Origin of the sequence: Bacillus sp. FSL W8-0223, from assembly GCF_038006805.1 — a bacterium.
In the GTDB taxonomy this organism is placed as follows: Bacteria; Bacillota; Bacilli; order Bacillales; family DSM-4216; genus Bacillus_O; species Bacillus_O smithii.
This window is the reverse complement of sequence record NZ_JBBOVX010000001.1, coordinates 690479-709263: the sequence shown is the minus strand read 5'-3', so window position 1 is coordinate 709263 and position 18785 is coordinate 690479. Positions and strand designations below refer to the sequence as shown.

General features: G+C 41.1%; 18 protein-coding genes, 1 other RNA gene and 1 riboswitch. Of the genes, 15 read left to right on the top strand and 4 right to left on the bottom strand.

The window, feature by feature from the left end:
- Positions 1–95 precede the first annotated feature (95 nt).
- Entirely contained in the window at positions 96–560 is a 465-nt protein-coding gene (locus NST81_RS03635; protein WP_048622671.1) for an Lrp/AsnC family transcriptional regulator, read from the bottom strand.
- Between the two features lie 116 nt (positions 561–676).
- Between NST81_RS03635 and NST81_RS03630 the strand changes: the two genes are divergently transcribed.
- The 14 genes from NST81_RS03630 to NST81_RS03565 all read left to right on the top strand — a co-directional run bounded on the left by NST81_RS03630 (position 677) and on the right by NST81_RS03565 (position 13866).
- Positions 677–1087 carry a carboxymuconolactone decarboxylase family protein gene (locus NST81_RS03630; protein WP_048622670.1) on the top strand — a complete coding sequence of 137 codons (411 nt, stop codon included), beginning with the start codon at positions 677–679 and terminating at the stop codon, positions 1085–1087.
- A 363-nt stretch (positions 1088–1450) separates the two neighbouring features.
- The gene (locus NST81_RS03625; protein WP_341028468.1) at positions 1451–2764 is read left to right on the top strand and encodes an APC family permease; all 1314 of its coding nucleotides are present in this window, start codon (positions 1451–1453) and stop codon (positions 2762–2764) included.
- Between the two features lie 429 nt (positions 2765–3193).
- Entirely contained in the window at positions 3194–3988 is a 795-nt protein-coding gene (locus tag NST81_RS03620; protein ID WP_327797231.1) for a sensor histidine kinase, read from the top strand.
- A gap of 40 nt (positions 3989–4028) precedes the next feature.
- Positions 4029–5303, top strand: coding sequence for a hypothetical protein (locus NST81_RS03615; RefSeq protein WP_327797232.1), 1275 nt, complete (start codon positions 4029–4031; stop codon positions 5301–5303).
- A 13-nt stretch (positions 5304–5316) separates the two neighbouring features.
- Positions 5317–5907: an accessory gene regulator ArgB-like protein gene (locus NST81_RS03610; RefSeq protein ID WP_341028467.1), complete on the top strand. Its 591-nt coding sequence runs from the start codon at positions 5317–5319 to the stop codon at positions 5905–5907.
- Complete coding sequence (locus tag NST81_RS03605) at positions 5891–6013, top strand: AgrD family cyclic lactone autoinducer peptide (protein ID WP_327797235.1); 123 nt, start codon at positions 5891–5893, stop codon at positions 6011–6013. The genes NST81_RS03610 and NST81_RS03605 overlap by 17 nt, the downstream gene beginning before the upstream one ends.
- 255 nt (positions 6014–6268) lie before the next feature.
- Positions 6269–6378: riboswitch (TPP riboswitch) on the top strand.
- Positions 6379–6489: 111 nt separating this feature from the next.
- Positions 6490–7104 (top strand): DUF561 domain-containing protein, encoded by a 615-nt coding sequence (locus NST81_RS03600; protein WP_003353909.1) that lies wholly within the window; start codon positions 6490–6492, stop codon positions 7102–7104.
- Positions 7091–8224, top strand: a complete 1134-nt coding sequence (thiO, locus tag NST81_RS03595) for a glycine oxidase ThiO (protein WP_327797236.1) — start codon at positions 7091–7093, stop codon at positions 8222–8224. Before NST81_RS03600 ends, thiO begins: the two co-directional genes overlap by 14 nt.
- Positions 8221–8424: a sulfur carrier protein ThiS gene (gene thiS, locus NST81_RS03590; RefSeq protein WP_003353911.1), complete on the top strand. Its 204-nt coding sequence runs from the start codon at positions 8221–8223 to the stop codon at positions 8422–8424. The genes thiO and thiS overlap by 4 nt, the downstream gene beginning before the upstream one ends.
- A gap of 4 nt (positions 8425–8428) precedes the next feature.
- Positions 8429–9196, top strand: a complete 768-nt coding sequence (locus NST81_RS03585; RefSeq protein ID WP_341028463.1) for a thiazole synthase — start codon at positions 8429–8431, stop codon at positions 9194–9196.
- Between the two features lie 5 nt (positions 9197–9201).
- A complete protein-coding gene (locus tag NST81_RS03580; RefSeq protein WP_340396322.1) occupies positions 9202–10203 on the top strand; it encodes a ThiF family adenylyltransferase in 1002 nt (333 codons plus the stop codon).
- A gap of 509 nt (positions 10204–10712) precedes the next feature.
- Positions 10713–10906, top strand: a non-coding RNA gene (gene ssrS / locus NST81_RS03575) — 6S RNA.
- Between the two features lie 124 nt (positions 10907–11030).
- Positions 11031–12392 carry an IS1182 family transposase gene (locus NST81_RS03570; protein WP_341027651.1) on the top strand — a complete coding sequence of 454 codons (1362 nt, stop codon included), beginning with the start codon at positions 11031–11033 and terminating at the stop codon, positions 12390–12392.
- Between the two features lie 112 nt (positions 12393–12504).
- The gene (locus tag NST81_RS03565) at positions 12505–13866 is read left to right on the top strand and encodes an IS1182 family transposase (protein WP_003354354.1); all 1362 of its coding nucleotides are present in this window, start codon (positions 12505–12507) and stop codon (positions 13864–13866) included.
- A 123-nt stretch (positions 13867–13989) separates the two neighbouring features.
- On the opposite strand, the gene ltrA is transcribed toward NST81_RS03565, so the two are convergent.
- From ltrA to bioD, 3 genes are all read right to left on the bottom strand, one after another.
- Positions 13990–15252 carry a group II intron reverse transcriptase/maturase gene (gene ltrA, locus NST81_RS03560; RefSeq protein WP_003354109.1) on the bottom strand — a complete coding sequence of 421 codons (1263 nt, stop codon included), beginning with the start codon at positions 15250–15252 and terminating at the stop codon, positions 13990–13992.
- Positions 15253–15947: 695 nt separating this feature from the next.
- Positions 15948–17309: an adenosylmethionine--8-amino-7-oxononanoate transaminase gene (gene bioA, locus NST81_RS03555; protein WP_341028460.1), complete on the bottom strand. Its 1362-nt coding sequence runs from the start codon at positions 17307–17309 to the stop codon at positions 15948–15950.
- Positions 17284–18021 (bottom strand): dethiobiotin synthase, encoded by a 738-nt coding sequence (gene bioD, locus NST81_RS03550; RefSeq protein ID WP_341028457.1) that lies wholly within the window; start codon positions 18019–18021, stop codon positions 17284–17286. The genes bioA and bioD overlap by 26 nt, the downstream gene beginning before the upstream one ends.
- A 98-nt stretch (positions 18022–18119) precedes the next feature.
- Here bioD and NST81_RS03545 point away from each other — a divergent pair, with 98 nt between their 5' ends.
- Positions 18120–18695 carry a biotin transporter BioY gene (locus NST81_RS03545; protein ID WP_003353921.1) on the top strand — a complete coding sequence of 192 codons (576 nt, stop codon included), beginning with the start codon at positions 18120–18122 and terminating at the stop codon, positions 18693–18695.
- Positions 18696–18785 lie beyond the last annotated feature (90 nt).

Genomic DNA, 18785 nt, shown 5'->3' with positions numbered 1-18785 from the left:
TATTCGATAATTCTGTTTATTAAAAAATTGACAGCAAGCATTCCCCTTTTCCCCAAGGCAAAAATGATTCAAAATAAAGCCAAATCCCCGCCTTTCTATTTTTCATTTTGTAAAATAGGCAGCTGCCACTCTGCATCAGGTTGGGGCTTCACTTCCGAAATCACGATATGGGAAACGGTTTTAGCAAAAGTACATACCTCATTAATAAAATCTTCGATTTCCTTTAAACTCACGACAGACAGCTTGACCATATAACAAGATTCCCCGGTAATTCGATAACAAAACACCATCCGAGGATGACTCTCAATATATTGCTGAAAACGTTGATATTCGCCATTTTTAATCGATACTTCTATCAAACAATCGATCGCAAACCCTAATTTTTTTCGATTAATGGAAACCGTATATCCTTCAATGACACCTTGATCTTCCAATCGTCTTACCCGCTCTGCTACGGACGGAGGGGAAAGGTTTATTTTTTTGCCTAGTTCTCTCATCGACAATCGTGCATTTTTCTTCAATTCCTGCAAAATTCGTATATCAATTTCATCTATTTTCATTTGTAAACCATCCTTTTAAAATTCATTTCATATAAAATATATTATTTTTATTTTCATTATATTTGAAATGGTAATTAAATATCCACATTTTATAATAAAAGAAAAGGAGTGAGAATATGGAAGCTAGAATTTCATTTTCAAAAAATGGGGAAACCCCCTTTCAACAGCTGTTAGGACACAATAAGGAAATATTAGAAAAATGGAACGCACTAAGCAACGTGCTTTCGGAAGATTCATTACTTTCAGCTGATTTAAAGGAACAAATCAGAAGATCATTGGCGCAGCAAAACCAATGTGAATATTGCAAAGCGAAAGGAAAGCCCGATTTATCGAAGTTGGATGAATCTACAAGTCTTGCAGCCGCTTTCGCGGAAGTCATGTTGAAAACGAACGGTTCGCCCGGAAATTCTACTGTTCAACTGTTGAAAACTACCTTTACGGAGCAACAAATCAGTGAACTATGCGCATACATTTGCTTTACGATCGCTTCTCAATGGTTTGGAGCTGCTCTAGGATTAAAACCGTAATCAGCCAAATGGATCAACAACTGCTATTTTGTTTGACAGATAACAAAATAGCAGTCGATCCTCTTACAATCATTCGCTGATGAACCCGCCATAAAATAGCGAAAACCTTTCACTGACATGATGTTTCCACGATTTGTTTTATCTTTCCTGACTTCTCAAATCCCTAAACCAATTGGTCTTTCGTTTAATAATCAACCATCGAGAAAATCGAATGATACTATATTTCCAAAATGTCCAATTCATTAAATATTGTGTATTACATATAAAAATTTAAATTTTCAAATAAAAAGAATTCACATTATTTCGTGGTATAATCAACAAAAACCGTCATCAAAATACATTTGTCCTTGTGTGGTGAACATCGTGGAAAATACTCAATTAAAAAGAAATATCGGTTTTGTGGTTGCAACGTCTATCGTGATCGGAACAGTTATTGGTTCAGGAATTTTTATGAAGCCGGGAATTGTCCTTGCTTCTTCCGGCGGATCTACAATGGCGCTTTGGGCTTGGATCATCGGCGGTATCATTACGTTGGCAAGTGGATTAACGATTGCGGAAGTCAGTGTAAAAATTCCTAAGACCGGCGGCTTGTACGCTTATTTGGAAGAAGTGTACGGAAAGTTTTGGGGATTTTTATGCGGTTGGATGCAAACCATTATCTATGGACCGGCGGTTATTGGAGCCCTCGGATTATATTTCGGTTCACTCGTGGCAGATCTGGTCGGCTTGTCGGAAACCGGCAAACTTTTCGTCAGCGTTTCTTCCGTTCTATTTTTATTTATCCTTAATGCAATAGGTACGAATTTAGGTGGCTTCATTCAAAGTCTCCTCACAGTGGCCAAGCTAGTTCCTATCGCCATGATTGCCGTTTTTGGAATTTGGCATGGAGATAGTCATATTACAGGAATGAGCAGCGGAAACAGCCAATCGATCAGTATGGGGGCCGCCGTTTTAGCTACCCTTTGGGCGTATGACGGCTGGATGAATGTCGGTTTTATGGCCGGTGAAATGAAAAATCCGTCCAAAACGCTTCCGAAAGCGATTATTACGGGAATCGCCGTCGTGATGATAGCTTATCTTTCAGTGAATGTCGCTCTCCTTCACGTTCTCCCGGCAAGCAAGATCGTTGAGTTAGGGCCGAACGCTGCCCATACTGCCGCTTCGATTTTGTTTGGAGATATCGGCGGTAAATTAATTGCGATTGGAATATTGATTTCCATTTTTGGCTGTCTGAACGGAAAGATCATGACTTTTCCACGCATCTCTTTTGCTATGGCAGAAGATCGATTATTTCCTGGCGCAAAATGGTTGTCCAAAGTCCATCCTAAATTCCAAACTCCTTTATATGCCTCCTTGTTTGAAACGGTCTTAGCCATCTTATTTATGCTGGTGGGCAATCCTGACAGGCTGTCCGATATCGCTATATTCGTTGTCTTCTTGTTTTACGGATTAGCTTTTTATGCGGTTTTTCTGATTCGGAAAAAAGAAGACGGACGACAAAACAGCTTGTATAAAGTGCCATTATATCCGCTGACGCCTATCGTGGCGATCGTTGGAACTCTTTATATTGTCGGCAGTACATTAGTCGACAAACCGATAGATTCTTTCTTGTCCATTCTCGTCGCTTTAGCGGGAGTTCCGCTTTATAAATATTTAACAAGACGCATGCAGCCATAAACATTTTTTCATGGCTTGCATGATAAGGGTCTGCTCTCCATTTCCATAAAAAGGAATCCAGGAGTAGACCCTTTACTTTTGCAAGCAATGCTTATTTCGCCCAAAAAGGCTTCGATTGAACAGAAAACGCCATGGGAGGTTATTTGCCTTTGGAACGATTATGCCTTTCAAAATAAAAGAAGTTCGGTGGCGCAAAAATTATTTTCAGGAAGAGCGTTCACATGCAACCAAAATCTGCTTCCTTCAATTTGAAAAGCCATAAAAAGATGTCATTTTATGCTGAAAAATATTTTGACAGCGATCCATTTTTTTTCATTGAAAAGAAGGAATCATGACAAATCATGTAGAATTCAAAGAATAAAATTCCTGTATTTTCCTAACGTTGATTTAGGAAAATAGATGGGCCTTTTTAGGAGTGTTACTTCATATATGAACAATTTAATCCAAAAATGGCTGAAAAAAAAGGACTCTCACATTCCTGTCGAGGTCGAAAAAGATCCTAAAGAATCAAATGACGAAGTATCCAAGAAATCAGAAGACGATCATGCAACGATTGGACGTATGGCAGCTTTTTTTGCTCATGAAATACGCAATCCACTGACATCGATTATTGGTTTTGCCCAGTTTTTAGAAGAAAATCCAATCATCAAGTCAGACCCGTATACCGTACACTATACATCGATCATTAAAGAAGAAGCGCTGCGAATGGAGTCTCTTATTCAAGAGCTTCTTAGCCTGTCAAAGTCTTATTTGCACCAAGACAATCTTTCCATTATTGATGTCAAACATAGCATTGAAAAAATAGTCCATATTTTTTCCTTGCAAACTGCTCCTTCGAATATCCAGTTCCATTCTCATTTAGCGGATGAAACGTATATAACCGGAAATGCCAGCCGATTTGAGAGAGCGCTGATCAATTTGATCCAAAATGCAGTGGAAGCAATACAAGAAAACGGCACCATCGAGATTATCACCAAAAAAGAAAACAAATTCGTGATGATCTTCATCATTGACAGCGGTCCGGGAATTTCACCCGAACATCTCGAACAGATTTTTTATCCATTTTACACAACAAAGGATGAAGGAACCGGCATCGGATTGCCAATCTGCAAAACGATTATTGAAACGCTGAATGGAACTTTGGATATCCAAAATCATCCGACGAAAGGGGCCCAAGTCACAGTCAAAATTCCACAAAGCCAGCAAATATATCACAAAAGTTAAAATTATTATTCTAATATTCTTGCGGTTAGGAGCCATCGCGATGGATTACTTATTCACATTGGTTATCTCATTATTTGAATGGATTGCTCTTTTGACGTTTCCCGTTGTGTTTTTAGGGTATCCTTATCGCATTTATATAAAACCGATTCTTTTTCTATCCGTCATTATGAGCGTCGCATCACTTTTATTAAGATTCACACCTTTGGCGACCGTTTTTGTTATCGCCGTTCAAATTTTATTATTGCTTTGCTTGGTGAAATGGTTGTATAAAGTAAACTCGCTTGAAACGATTGTCATTTCAAGCATGGGATACGGGTTTTATTCCTTCATTCAACTATTAATAACGGAAGTGGTAAAATCCATATCTACTGTTAACTACTTTAAAATATTATTTTCATTCTCTGATTTGCCGTTTCTGCTTCGAACGATTACATTTTTATTCGTCATGGCCATTAGCTATCTATTAAAAAGATATCAGTATCATTTGACTGACTTTCGTCACTTTTTAAAAACGCACAATCAAAACCATCAGTTTAGGGCGATCGTTATCATTAATTCCCTGCTGACATTTCTATTTATTTGCCTGTCTGTTTTTGCCATGTTGACAGAACAAATGAATTCTAAATTTTCGTTTGTGCTGTATTGTGTGATTATTTTGTTTATTATTTTATCCATTTATTTGATTTTGCACACTCAATTTCAAGTGAAGCATATCATAGAGGCCAAAAAATTTTATTTGGACCAAGAAGAACAAACCGCCATTATTGTTGAAAAATTAAAAACGGATTATGAAGACCATTTCCATGCCATCTTAAAACTTTGTGAGAGAGAATCTTCTACGCTTCTTATTAAAGAATATTTGGAAAACAATCGGCTGATTCGAAAAAAAGCCGCTTCTTGGCTTGTTGAGTCTGATTTTCGCGCCGGTTTAGAGAACTTAGATGAATTGCTCTATGCGTTTCTAGTAAATAAACGAAAACTAGCTGAACTGTTGGAAGTTGCCATTGTCGCAACGGCCGAAATTCAAGGAAATGTGGCTGCAACATTAAGGCAAGTCCGCTATCTGAGCATGATCATGGACGATTTAATTCTAGCGCTTTACCAGTCTCCTTCCAGCGTAGAAAAAAAAATCTATTTTCATGTTCATATAGGAACTCAAGATATTACCTATTTGATATCCAGCCAACTTGTACTGGATCGCCTTCAGACAAACTTGAAATTATTTGATGCTCTTCAACACTTTAAGCAAGATCAAGCAGTGGTTGAAACCGAGCTAAAACCAGTCCGGCTATCCATCCGCTGCCCGTCATTATAAAGGAGGAAGTTGTATGTTTGAAAAATGGGCAGTTGCATTGGCAGACCAAATCAAAAAAATAAATCCTGAAGAAACAGAACCTCATGACGTACTCGTATTCGGGTTTACGATTCTATTCAATCTTCTTTTTACGTTTCTTCTTTTGCTGATTGTTGGCTGGATCATCGGAGTGCCGCTGTTGACTGTTGAAGTGACGTTGTCTTTTATGATTCTTCGGATATTGACGGGCGGCGCCCATTTAGATCGCTCTATCGCCTGTTCGATTACAAGCTCGCTTCTTGTTCTGACGTTCGTTTGGCTCCCTGTATCGCCTATTTTACTTTTTTGCTACTTTGTTGTCAGTCTCATGTTGATCGCAAGATTTGCTCCTTACTATGAACCGCATCAAATCAAACATTCAAAGCAGTGGGAAAAAAAAAAGAAACTTGCTGCCATATTGTGGGTTATCTTTACCTTTGTCATCTACTATATTTTTTCCGCGCCCGGTTTCGTGTTCGGCGCATTGCTGCAAGCCCTATTGCTGACACCGGCAGGCATCAAGTTTATCCATAAATTAAACAATTTCACCATGAAAGGAGGTGAGTATTGTGAAAAAAGCAGCTAAAGTTCTATCTAGCACTACCCGCGTAATGGCAAAAGTGTTTGTTCAAGCTTCCAGCCCGCTTGCACATGCACCTAAGATCCCTGAAAGCCTGAAGAAAGCAAAATAATTGCTTGTTCTGAAAGATGGACATCATCTCTTTAGAAGGCCTCCCGCTACACTTCCGGGGCGCCTTCTTTATTTTTTCCCCATTCCCTTTTTCAACGACACAACATTTCGCCACCTTCTTTCACCTATCGTCCAGAAACTTTGAAACGACTATTGACAACCTTTCAATATGGATTTAAGATTTTGATAAAGAAAAATATTCCTTATTATTTTAAATTTTTTCATTGGGATCGTAAAACAATGATCATAAACAAATAAGAGCCACTAGGGGTGCCGATAGTGATCGGCTGAGATTAAAGTGATACTTTAAAACCCTTCGAACCTGATCTGGTTGATACCAGCGTAGGAAAGTGGAGTATAATTTCATTATACTTGAGAGCATTTAGCCCACTTTCCAACATAGGAAAGTGGGTTTTTTACTGCACAGAATTGGTTAAAAAGTTTTCCCATTCAACTTTCATCAAGGAGAAAATGGCGATGAAAAAAGCGCTGCACGTCATTTCCACAGGAAAACAGAGTTTTGAAGATTGGCTTTCGATCACCGTGCGAATTCAACCATGGGTGGATTTTATTCATATTCGAGAGCGTAGTTGGAGTACAGAGATGATCAAAAAAGGAGTTGCAGATTTAGAAAAACATGGAGTTCCGTTAACGAAAATCATTCTGAACAGTCAACCGGATTTAGCTTTACAGCTTGGTGTTCCTGGTGTGCACTTTCCGGAAAAGTCTCACGAGGAAAGAGATCATGGTCGTTTCTTAACAAAGGGGTATTCCGTACATAGCGTCGAATCAGCCATGGATAAACAAAAGCGAGGCGCTCAATACCTCATTTTTGGACATATTTATCCCACTAAAAGCAAACCAGGTCTCCCTCCGAGAGGATTGGCTGCTTTGAAAGCCGTTTCTTCAGCAGTCCAAATCCCCGTTATCGCCATTGGCGGCATTACTCCTCAACGCGTTCCCGAGTGTCTGGCAGCCGGAGCGTCGGGAGTGGCGGTTCTATCCGGAGTGTATGAAGCCGAGTTTCCTGAACAAGCGGCTAAAGCTTACAAACAATCATTATGGGAGGGGCGTCACCATGCAGAAATATGATGTCATTATTATAGGCGGCGGCATCAATGGCGGCTCGATCGCCTATCAGTTGTCAAAACGCAACTATCGCGTTGCTGTACTGGAAAAAGAACGAATTGCTTCTGAAGCATCAAGCGCGGCAGCCGGAATGCTGGGAGCACAAGTAGAACCGAGAATAGACGGAGCCTTTTTTGATTTCGCCCGCAAAAGCCGCGATTATTTTGATCAATTGGTTCCTGAGATCGAACAAGTTTCCGACCAGCCTGTTGAGTTTCTTAAAAATGGTATGTTGCGGATCGCGTTCAGCGAAGAAGAAGCAAACATGCTGAAAGAAAGAATCGCCTGGCAGCAGGAACAAGGAGAGCCGGCAGAATGGCTTTCAGCCGATCAAGTATATCAAATGGAACCAGAATTGAAAGCCGAAATAGTCGGCGCCGCTTCTTTTCCAAAAGATGGACAAGTCATGCCAGCTCAGCTCACAAAAGCTTTTTTCAAAGGAGCTTCCAATTTAGGGGCCGATATTTATGAATTTACATGGGTCAAAGGGTTATTGGGCAAAAATGGAGTAATAACAGGAGTGGAAACAACTTCCGGCCGTTTTTATGCCGAGCATATCGTAATAGCAGCGGGCGCCTTTACTCCCCATCTCTCCCTTCCGGACGGAGCTTCATTGCCGACGCTTACTCCGGTTAAAGGAGAGATCCTTGCTGTCAGACCGGAAAAGCCGATTATCACATCGACTATTTATTCACCGACTGTTTACATTGTTCCGAAAGCCAATGGAGAAATTTTTATTGGTGCGACGGAACGTGAAGGCATATACGATAAGAAAGTTTCATTTGAATCCATTCGCCGATTATCTGCTGAAGCGTGCCGCATCGTACCGGCACTCCGTTCTGCGGAATGGTCAAGGGCCTGGGCAGGAGTCCGTCCGCAAACGATCGACGGTCTTCCCTATCTGGGACCCCATCCTGACTTCAAAGGACTTTGGCTGGCAGCCGGACATTTCCGCAACGGCATATTATTGTCGGCGTTAACCGGTGTCTGGATGGCGGATCAAATAGAGGGGAAAGCGGACCATTTAGAGTGGAAAGACGCCTTTGATCCCGGACGCCACTCACAAAAAGGAGTGATTCCATGATCGTAACGATCAATGGTGTAAAAAAAGAAATACCGGAAAATATCCGTACAGTCGAGCGTTTATTAGAGCATTTGCAAGTTCAAGACAAAAAACTGGTAGTCGAAATGAACGGCGAGATTTTGAGCAAAGATCAGCACGGGCAATTTCGATTGAAATCAGGAGATGTATTAGAAATCGTTCATTTTGTCGGAGGAGGATAACATCATGTTGAAAATTGGGTCCTACACTTTTCATTCTCGCTTATTTTTAGGAACCGGAAAATTCCCAAGTGCAGACATCCAAAAAGAAGCCATTCAAAAATCCGAGACGGAAGTATTAACGTTTGCTGTAAGAAGAATGAATATTTTTGATCCTGAACAGCCTAATTTTTTGGAAAATATCGACCTTTCCAAGTTTACGCTTCTGCCCAACACTGCCGGTGCCAAAACGGCGGAAGAAGCCGTTCGGATTGCAAAACTCGCTAAAGCAGCCGGAATGTGCGATATGATTAAAGTAGAAGTGATCGGCTGTGATCAAACACTGCTTCCCGATCCAGTCGAAACGTTGAAAGCGACAGAAAAATTGCTGGAAGAAGGCTTTACGGTTCTTCCCTACACGTCCGATGATGTGGTGCTGGCCAAACGCCTCCAAGAATTAGGAACCCACGCTATTATGCCGGGGGCATCGCCAATCGGTACTGGATTAGGAATTATCAATCCTTTCAATCTATCTCATATTATAGAGCAAGCTACTGTGCCGGTGATTGTAGATGCTGGAATTGGCAGCCCGAAAGATGTAGCTTACGCGATGGAACTGGGAGCCGATGCCGTCTTATTAAACTCTGCCGTTTCCGGAGCAAAAGATCCTGTCAAAATGGCCGAAGCAATGAAATATGCCGTAATCGCCGGAAGGCTTGGATTTGAGGCTGGCCGAATCAGCAAAAAGTACTATGCCGAAGCCAGCAGTCCGATGGAAGGATTGATCCGGTTGTGAGCGACATGCGCTATTCCCGTCAGATTCTCTTCCAAGGAATCGGCCAAGAAGGACAAAAACGTATTCAAAACAGCCATGCTGCGATTATCGGCATGGGGGCTTTGGGCAGCGCCAGCGCAGAAATGTTAGTTCGAGCCGGAGTCGGCAAGCTGACAATCGTAGACCGAGACTACGTTGAGCTAAGCAACCTCCATCGCCAGCAGCTCTACACCGAAAAAGATGCAGAAGAAAATTTGCCGAAAGTAATGGCAGCCAAAAAACGATTAGAGGCTATCAATCGCGATGTAGTCATTGATGCGAAGCTTGAAGAAGCTAATCCAAACACATTAGAATCGCTTTTGCCCGTAGATGTCATCATCGACGGGCTCGACAACTTCGAGACTCGCATGATGATCAATGACTTTGCACAAAAACATCAGATCCCATGGATATACGGCGCCTGTGTCGCTTCATACGGCGTATCGCTTTCCATTCTTCCCGGTGAAACGCCTTGTCTTCATTGTTTGATGGAAGAAATACCGTTAAACGGAGAAAATTGTGATACCGTTGGAATTATTTCACCCGCCGTCCAAATGGTCAGCACTTATCAAGTCGCAGAAGCGCTAAAAATTTTGTCCGGACAGAAACAGCATGTACGGAAAACACTCATTTCCTTTGATCTTTGGAAAAATGAATTTTCACAAATCAACGTTCGTTCACTGAAAAAAACGGAATGCCCGTCTTGCGGAATTCGTCCCAGCTACCCGTTTTTAAAATATGAAAACTGGGGAAAAGCGGAAGTACTGTGCGGCCGCGACGCTGTTCAAATCCGGCCCGGACAACGGCATAAAATCAACTTGCCGGCATTGAAGGAAAGATTTGAAATCGTAAACGAAAACCCTTATTTAATTGTTCTACAGTTGGAAGGAAAAAGAGTCGTTCTATTTCGAGACGGCAGGGCCATCATCCATGGTGAATCCGACCAAAAACACGCTAGGTCGCTTTACCAAAAATATATCGGAGGATAGGTCTCGTTCATCCTGAAAAAATAGATATCTATTTCTTTTTCGGCAAAAGCGTCAAATATGAAACTAACAGGTTTATCTTTTGTCGGAGATGGGGCTATCCCCCATCGATCATGATCGAAGGACTTGCCAAAAAGCCGAGTGCACCGAAAACTAAAAAAAGAACGGTGATTCCACCAAGTGCTGTAGTTCTCCGCTATTCGGTGCCTTTTTGGCTTTTCCTCTTTTAATTTTGCATGGAGGTCGTGCGAGGTTATCACGATGGCGATTTTTCATGAGAATAGAGACCTTCTTTTAAATAGTTTTATAGTGAAGATTTATTGGTGACATCCGCGATTATACAGGAGACCCGCAAAGTTTTACTATGCCGACAGCATCGGGCTGTAGCCTGCATTAATATATAGAAAAACATCCTTGCAAAATGTTCTCGCCAACTTTCAAGCAATGAAAATAGTATAAGTAAGGACATGCGTTTCTGTTGCCTTCTTATTCTTTTTCATTTAATATAGGAATACAAGCTGCGTTGTACGTAATGTTAATAAAGTTTTAACCTTTAAGCTGAAAAAGGGAGTTTTATATCGAAACCGGAATGTCAGGCCTTTGTCTTTAGACAAGAAGGAAGACAGGAACGTTTTTGCGAGCACCCACTTGGAGGAGTGTGGTTTAAAACTTTCTTAATTAGAATTACGGCAAAAGCGGCTTTTCAGCAAAAGAAACAAAAACAGCTCCCATCCGGAGCTGTCAGACTGTCGACAAATCCGAAAAAACCGGATTTGCCGACAGTCTTTTTTTGTATAATTAAGATACCGTAATGAATTGAGGTGGATGAAGTGCTAACAAAAAATACACAGATGAATCGTGATCAAATAGAAATGATAGCTTTAGACCAACTTGTACCTGCAGATCATTTGGTTCGTAAAATCGACGCTGCTATTGATTTTTCATTTATCTATTCGCTTGTTCAAGACATGTATTCATCGGAAAGAGGTCGACCAAGTATTGATCCAGTTGTATTGATTAAAATGGCTTTCATCCAATATACCTTCGGTATTCGTTCCATGCGAAAAACTATAGAGGAAATCGAAACGAATCTGGCTTACCGTTGGTTTCTTGGATTTGGTTTTTATGATAAGGTACCTCACTTTTCAACGTTTGGGAAAAACTACGAGCGACGCTTTAAGGATACAGACTTATTTGAACAGATATTCTATCGCATTTTGAAAGAAGCTGCAGATAAGAAGCTGATAAGCAGTGAGCATGTCTTTATTGATTCTACTCATGTCAAAGCGAGTGCGAATAAGCATAAATTTGTGAAGAAAGTGGTTCGAAAAGAAACGAAAGCCTATCAAGCACGTCTACAAGATGAGATAAATGCTGATCGAGAAGCACATGGAAAAAAGCCATTTCCTCCAGATAAATTTGGGAAAGAAGAATATAAAGAAATAAAAGAAAGTACCACTGATCCGGAAAGTGGTTACTACGTAAAAGACGAGCGAACAAAACAGTTTGCTTACTCATTCCATGCTGCTGCGGATCGAAATGGCTTTGTTTTGGGGGCTATTGTAACGCCAGGGAATATTCATGACAGTTCCGTATTGGAGCCACTTCTTGAAAAAGTCATCAAAAAACATGGAAAACCGGTTGTAGTTGCTGCTGACGCTGGATATAAAACTCCCGCCGTTGCCCAATACATATTTGAAAATGATATGACCCCTGCTTTACCTTATACTCGCCCTCGTACAAAGGATGGTTATTTCAAAAAACATGAGTATGTTTACGATGAATACTACGATTGTTATCTTTGTCCGCAAGGACAAGTGTTAAAATATGCAACTACGACGAAGGAAGGCTATCGTCAATATTTTTCTGATCCAGTCCAGTGTAAAGATTGTCCATTCCTCTCGAAGTGCACCCAAAGTAAGGAGCATAAAAAACTGATTCAGCGACATGTATGGGAATTTTATTTAGAGGAAGCTGATCATCTTCGGCATACACAAGAGAATAAGAGCATTTATGCAAGACGGAAAGAAACCATTGAACGTGTTTTTGCTGATGCAAAGGAAAAGCATGGTATGCGTTGGACAACCTTAAGAGGTCTAAAAAAATTGTCCATGCAGGCGATGCTAACTTTTGCTGCAATGAATTTGAAAAAGATGGCTTGCTGGACATGGAAAAGTCCAGCAATAACATAAAATAGACCCCTCTAGGGGTCTATTCAGACTGTCGACAAATCCGAAAAAACCGGATTTGCCGACAGTCTTTTTTTGTATAATTAAGATACCGTAATGAATTGAGGTGGATGAAGTGCTAACAAAAAATACACAGATGAATCGTGATCAAATAGAAATGATAGCTTTAGACCAACTTGTACCTGCAGATCATTTGGTTCGTAAAATCGACGCTGCTATTGATTTTTCATTTATCTATTCGCTTGTTCAAGACATGTATTCATCGGAAAGAGGTCGACCAAGTATTGATCCAGTTGTATTGATTAAAATGGCTTTCATCCAATATACCTTCGGTATTCGTTCCATGCGAAAAACTATAGAGGAAATCGAAACGAATCTGGCTTACCGTTGGTTTCTTGGATTTGGTTTTTATGATAAGGTACCTCACTTTTCAACGTTTGGGAAAAACTACGAGCGACGCTTTAAGGATACAGACTTATTTGAACAGATATTCTATCGCATTTTGAAAGAAGCTGCAGATAAGAAGCTGATAAGCAGTGAGCATGTCTTTATTGATTCTACTCATGTCAAAGCGAGTGCGAATAAGCATAAATTTGTGAAGAAAGTGGTTCGAAAAGAAACGAAAGCCTATCAAGCACGTCTACAAGATGAGATAAATGCTGATCGAGAAGCACATGGAAAAAAGCCATTTCCTCCAGATAAATTTGGGAAAGAAGAATATAAAGAAATAAAAGAAAGTACCACTGATCCGGAAAGTGGTTACTACGTAAAAGACGAGCGAACAAAACAGTTTGCTTACTCATTCCATGCTGCTGCGGATCGAAATGGCTTTGTTTTGGGGGCTATTGTAACGCCAGGGAATATTCATGACAGTTCCGTATTGGAGCCACTTCTTGAAAAAGTCATCGAAAAACATGGAAAACCGGTTGTAGTTGCTGCTGACGCTGGATATAAAACTCCCGCCGTTGCCCAATACATATTTGAAAATGATATGACCCCTGCTTTACCTTATACTCGCCCTCGTACAAAGGATGGTTATTTCAAAAAACATGAGTATGTTTACGATGAATACTACGATTGTTATCTTTGTCCGCAAGGACAAGTGTTAAAATATGCAACTACGACGAAGGAAGGCTATCGTCAATATTTTTCTGATCCAGTCCAGTGTAAAGATTGTCCATTCCTCTCGAAGTGCACCCAAAGTAAGGAGCATAAAAAACTGATTCAGCGACATGTATGGGAATTTTATTTAGAGGAAGCTGATCATCTTCGGCATACACAAGAGAATAAGAGCATTTATGCAAGACGGAAAGAAACCATTGAACGTGTTTTTGCTGATGCAAAGGAAAAGCATGGTATGCGTTGGACAACCTTAAGAGGTCTAAAAAAATTGTCCATGCAGGCGATGCTAACTTTTGCTGCAATGAATTTGAAAAAGATGGCTTGCTGGACATGGAAAAGTCCAGCAATAACATAAAATAGACCCCTGGAGGGGTCTATTCCAAACATTTGAAAGCATAAAAGTGATCGAGTAGGAGGGAGCGATTAACTCCCGTCCTCTCACACCACCGTACGTACGGTTCCGTATACGGCGGTTCAATCAAGATAAATGACGCAAGAATTCATAACGTTTCTGTAGACTTTTAAGCCCTTGGTTACTCCAATAGGAGTTTCCAAGGGTTCTGTGTAATATGGGACTTTTTGAGATTCGCCAATAACCTTTACGACTGTTCCCCCATTCATAAGCTTTCCATTCAGGAACTCCTAGTTTTATGAGGTTGCGTATCCTGGTCTTTGAGGTCTTCCAGTTTTTCCATAAACACATCCGGAGTCTTCGTCGAATCCAGCCATCCAAATCTTCAAAGATACTCTTTGTGTCTGCTAATGCAAAATATCCACACCATCCAAGTAGATATTGGTTAAGTTTCTTAATCCGATATTCCATTGGGTATGGTATTTTTCTTGACGTGATTTCTCGCACCTTTTTCTTCATTCGTTTTAGACTTTGCTTGGCAATCCGAACTTTTGGCTCTTTTGAAGGTGTAAAACTAAATCCTAGAAACTTTCGTTTCCATGGTCGGTCAACCGCAGATTTCTTCTCGTTGACTTTTAGACGAAGTTTTCCCTCAATAAATCGTTTGACACTAGCCATGGTTCTTTCACCAGCCCGTTTTGACTTCACGTAAATATTACAGTCATCGGCATAACGAACAAATTTATGCCCTCTTTTCTCTAATTCTTTGTCTAGTTCATCTAGTACAATATTCGAAAGTAAAGGGCTTAGGGGGCCACCTTGCGGCGTCCCTTCTTCTGTCCTAGATACCACACCATTAATCATGACACCAGCTTGTAGATATTTGCGGATTAGCTTCAATAGTGGCTTTTCTTTAATAGTCTTGGCTAATGTACTCATCAGCCTGTCATGATTCACTCGATCGAAGAACTTTTCTAAATCCATGTCTACTACCCATCTATAACCATCTCTGATATAGCCTTTTGCTTTCCTAACTGCGTCATGAGCACTTCGATTTGAACGAAACCCATAACTATGTTCGGAGAACATAGGGTCATATATCCTCGATAATACTTGGGCAATTGCTTGTTGAATCAAACGGTCTGTTACGGTTGGAATACCTAGTAACCGAACACCGCCATCAGGTTTCGGGATTTCGACTCTTCGAACAGGCATTGGTTCATAGGTACCCTTGAGAATAGCTTCTTTAATGGATATCCAGTTTTCGACTATGTGCTGACGTAGGTTTTGTACGGGCATCATATCTACTCCATGGCTACCTTTGTTCTTTTCTACTCTTTGTAAAGCTAAAAGCATATTCTCCCGTGACAGGATTTGATTCAAAAGCATTGTTATTCTTCCTTCCGTGAATAGCTTATCTTCTTATGCCAGTGGTCACTCCACCCTCCAAGAGGTCCCCCACGGGATTCACCGTTTCCTTCCTCAAGTGAGGTACTACGTTTTCTGTGTTCAACATGACACACTGAATGCAAAGGGCTATTCTCTCTTAATTGTTCAGTCCTTCCGAATTGTTCTAGACCAATTCGTACTATGACCTCTGCTGACTTCTGATGGCTCAGCTACTTATCACTAAGTAGGTTATGAAGGCTACTTCACGTATCCATCAGACCTCCCCGGGTAAGAGTGTAATCTTTCCTTCCATCCATCTGCTTCATTTACTCTGTATCACCTTCGGCAGAAAGGGCTTTGTTTTGTTGTGCAAACTCACCCAGTGATACCTAGCCTCATATGAAGTTCGTGTTCCTCAGATCGGAAGTTTGCCGCCCGCTTCCTTCAGATTCCGCGTCACCACGGACACCCTTGCGTTAAGCTAACTGCTACTTCTGCCTTCGCAGCTCGGGACTTTCACCCTATAGATTACACCCATGCCGGGCGCACACAAAAGGCATCCGAATACACACATTCGGATGCCTTTTGTCTACACTCTGACAGCTCCCATCCGGAGCTGTTTTTTCTTTTGCATGGATGGAATACAAAGAAGAATTGATAAAAGGGCGCCCTTATAAGACGCCCTTTTGTTGCGATCATGCGTGTTCTATCGCATATTCAGTCGTTGCCCAAAGAATGCCTTGATACAATATATCCACCATTTGCTTTAAGTTTTCATATGAGGCAGCAAGAGGAGGCATAAAGACGACCACATCCCCAAGCGGCCTTGTAATCATGCCCAATTCTCTCATTTTTAATGTAGCTTGGTATCCAACACGCTTCTCCCATGGATAGGGCTCTTTCGTCTGTTTATTTTGAACAAGCTCAATCCCGCAAATAAGTCCGAGCTGACGAACATCGCCAACATGTTCAAGCAAGGATACTTTTTCTAAAAGTTGAGACACATATTCGCTTTTCTCTTGTACTCGTTGAACAATATTTTCTTTCTCATACAGCTCCAAATTGGCAATGGCAGCGGCACAACCTAGCTGGTTTCCTGTATAAGAGTGTCCATGAAACAGCGTTTTTAACTCTTCATACTCGCCATAAAAGGCTTCATACACTTCTTCAGTGGTTAGTGTAGCGGCCACTGGCAAATATCCTCCTGTCAGTCCTTTCGCCACAGTCATAATATCCGGCTGGACTCCTTCATGCTCGACGGCAAACATTTTTCCCGTACGACCAAATCCTGTCGCCACTTCATCCACAATGAACAAAATGTCAAACTCGCGGCATAAGTTTTCGACTTCTTTCAAATACCCCTTCGGCATTACATTCATGCCGCCTGCTCCTTGAACCATCGATTCCACTGTCATGCCTGCAATTTCATGATGGTGGTTGGAAAATAATTGCCGCAAACTATGTAACGCTTCCTCTTTAGCCGTTTTTTCATCGCCTGACGGATGATGATAAGCGGAAGGAAACGGTGCAACAAAAGCATCAAACAGTAATGATGTATACACTTTATGATAAAGATCAATGGACCCGACGCTCATCGTTCCGACTGTATCGCCATGATAGCCGTTCCCTAACGTTACAAACTTGGTTTTTTCTTTGATTCCTTTGTTTTGCCAATATTGGTAGGCCATTTTGACTGCGATTTCCACCGCCTCTGCCCCGCTGTCCGAATAAAACACCCGTTTCAACCGCTGCGGTGAAATTTGAATTAATTTTTCCGCCAGAATGATGGAAGGCACATTCGCCGCTCCAAGCAAAGTAGAATGCGCGATTTTATCTAACTGTTCTTTAATGGCTTCATTGAGTTCTTTTTTACGATGACCATGAATGTTAAGCCAAAGCGAAGAATTGCCGTCCAAATAAACATTCCCATAAATATCTTTTAGCCGCACCCCATCTCCGCTCTCAATAATCAGAGGATCGCGTTCATAATCTTTCATTTGAGTAAAAGGCAGCCATAGATACTGTTTGCTTTTACTTAATAGCTGATCCGGCGTCATTTAAAAGCACCCCTTTCAAACGCTTTTCATCCCAATTCGAAATCAATTGATCCCTTACCTCTTCCTCTTTCAAACGCTCGATCAGGTTGTCCATATAAGGCACAGATCCAATAACTGGCACATCCGTTAATTTTTTGACCATCAACCGGTTATCTTCTTCAATTTCATGGTCATCCACATTTAATTGGTTAAAAATAATGCCTGCAATCGGAATATTCCGTTTTTTCAATGCCTCTATCGATAAAACGGTATGATTAATCGTTCCAAGTCCGGCTCTTGCCACTAGGATGACAGGATAAGACAATTCTTGCATAAAATCAATCATGCAATATCCTTCATCGGTGATGGGCACATATAAACCGCCCGCTCCTTCAAGAATGAGATGTTCGTATTTCGTTTCTAAAGAAGCGATTTGTTCTTTGATTTCATGGACAGGAATATAAACCCCTTCGAGACGGGCAGCCAAATGAGGTGAACTTGCTTTTTTTAATAGAATTCCATAAAACTCATTGTGAGATGTCGGTTTCGTTACCTTTTCATACACTACAGGGTCGGGTGCGTACCATTCCCCATTGCGCTGAATGGCCCCTGTTTGAATGGGCTTAAAAGAAAAAATGGGAATGTTCCTTTTTTGAAAAAAATGAACAAGCAATGTTGTGATAACGGTTTTTCCTATATCCGTATCCGTTCCTGTTAAAAAAATAGCTGACATCATAATCCCCCTTTATTTGTAAACCTTTTTAAAAAAATGTTAACATATAAAAGAAAAATGCACAATTATTGAAATTTTGAGAATGAGGAGGATTTTCTATGAAACCTAAAGAAATGGTGCTGTGCGGAATGTTTGTTGCTTTAATGGCCGTTGGCGCCAATGTATCGCCTTATCTGACCATCGGCGGCGTTCCGGTCACACTACAACTGATGTTTGCCATTTTAGCTGGAGGAATTCTCGGAAGCCGATTAGGAGCCTTGGCCATGACTGCTTATGTCTTTGTCGGTTTGATGGGCATTCCTGTTTTCGCTGAATTTAAAGGAGGACTTTCAAGCATATTCAGCTCGACTTTCGGCTTTGTGATTTCTTTTATCTTTGTAGCGTATGCCGTGGGCAAATGCTTGCAAAAAGAAAAGCCCTCGAAATGGGCTTACATATGCGCCGGTCTGTCGAGTCTTTTCTTGAACTACATGATTGGCACTAATTTTATGTACTTTGCCCTTATGTTTTGGCTGGATGCACCGAAGGGATTCAGTTATGCTGTGGCATGGTCTTGGATGGCCGCCTACTTGCCTCTTGATCTCATCGTCACCACTTTGTCGCTTGCCCTTGTTCCAAAACTGCGTAAAGCGTTAAAACGGCAGCTGAGTGTGCATCCATCTGCAAAGGCATAAAGCTCTCTCTGAATCAAAAATACTGTAGTGGACTCGCTCAAAGATATATATAGGCAAAGGCCAGTCCTCTCTAGAGGAAGCTGACCTTTG

Excerpts from the sequence above, each read along its gene's own strand:
- NST81_RS03635 (WP_048622671.1), bottom strand. The coding sequence starts at position 560 with ATGAAAATAGATGAAATTGATATACGAATTTTGCAGGAATTGAAGAAA.
- NST81_RS03630 (WP_048622670.1), top strand. The coding sequence starts at position 677 with ATGGAAGCTAGAATTTCATTTTCAAAAAATGGGGAAACCCCCTTTCAA.
- NST81_RS03620 (WP_327797231.1), top strand. The coding sequence starts at position 3,194 with ATGAACAATTTAATCCAAAAATGGCTGAAAAAAAAGGACTCTCACATT.
- NST81_RS03615 (WP_327797232.1), top strand. The coding sequence starts at position 4,029 with ATGGATTACTTATTCACATTGGTTATCTCATTATTTGAATGGATTGCT.
- NST81_RS03610 (WP_341028467.1), top strand. The coding sequence starts at position 5,317 with ATGTTTGAAAAATGGGCAGTTGCATTGGCAGACCAAATCAAAAAAATA.
- NST81_RS03600 (WP_003353909.1), top strand. The coding sequence starts at position 6,490 with ATGAAAAAAGCGCTGCACGTCATTTCCACAGGAAAACAGAGTTTTGAA.
- thiO (WP_327797236.1), top strand. The coding sequence starts at position 7,091 with ATGCAGAAATATGATGTCATTATTATAGGCGGCGGCATCAATGGCGGC.
- thiS (WP_003353911.1), top strand. The coding sequence starts at position 8,221 with ATGATCGTAACGATCAATGGTGTAAAAAAAGAAATACCGGAAAATATC.
- NST81_RS03585 (WP_341028463.1), top strand. The coding sequence starts at position 8,429 with ATGTTGAAAATTGGGTCCTACACTTTTCATTCTCGCTTATTTTTAGGA.
- NST81_RS03580 (WP_340396322.1), top strand. The coding sequence starts at position 9,202 with ATGCGCTATTCCCGTCAGATTCTCTTCCAAGGAATCGGCCAAGAAGGA.
- ltrA (WP_003354109.1), bottom strand. The coding sequence starts at position 15,252 with ATGCTTTTGAATCAAATCCTGTCACGGGAGAATATGCTTTTAGCTTTA.
- bioA (WP_341028460.1), bottom strand. The coding sequence starts at position 17,309 with ATGACGCCGGATCAGCTATTAAGTAAAAGCAAACAGTATCTATGGCTG.
- bioD (WP_341028457.1), bottom strand. The coding sequence starts at position 18,021 with ATGTCAGCTATTTTTTTAACAGGAACGGATACGGATATAGGAAAAACC.
- NST81_RS03545 (WP_003353921.1), top strand. The coding sequence starts at position 18,120 with ATGAAACCTAAAGAAATGGTGCTGTGCGGAATGTTTGTTGCTTTAATG.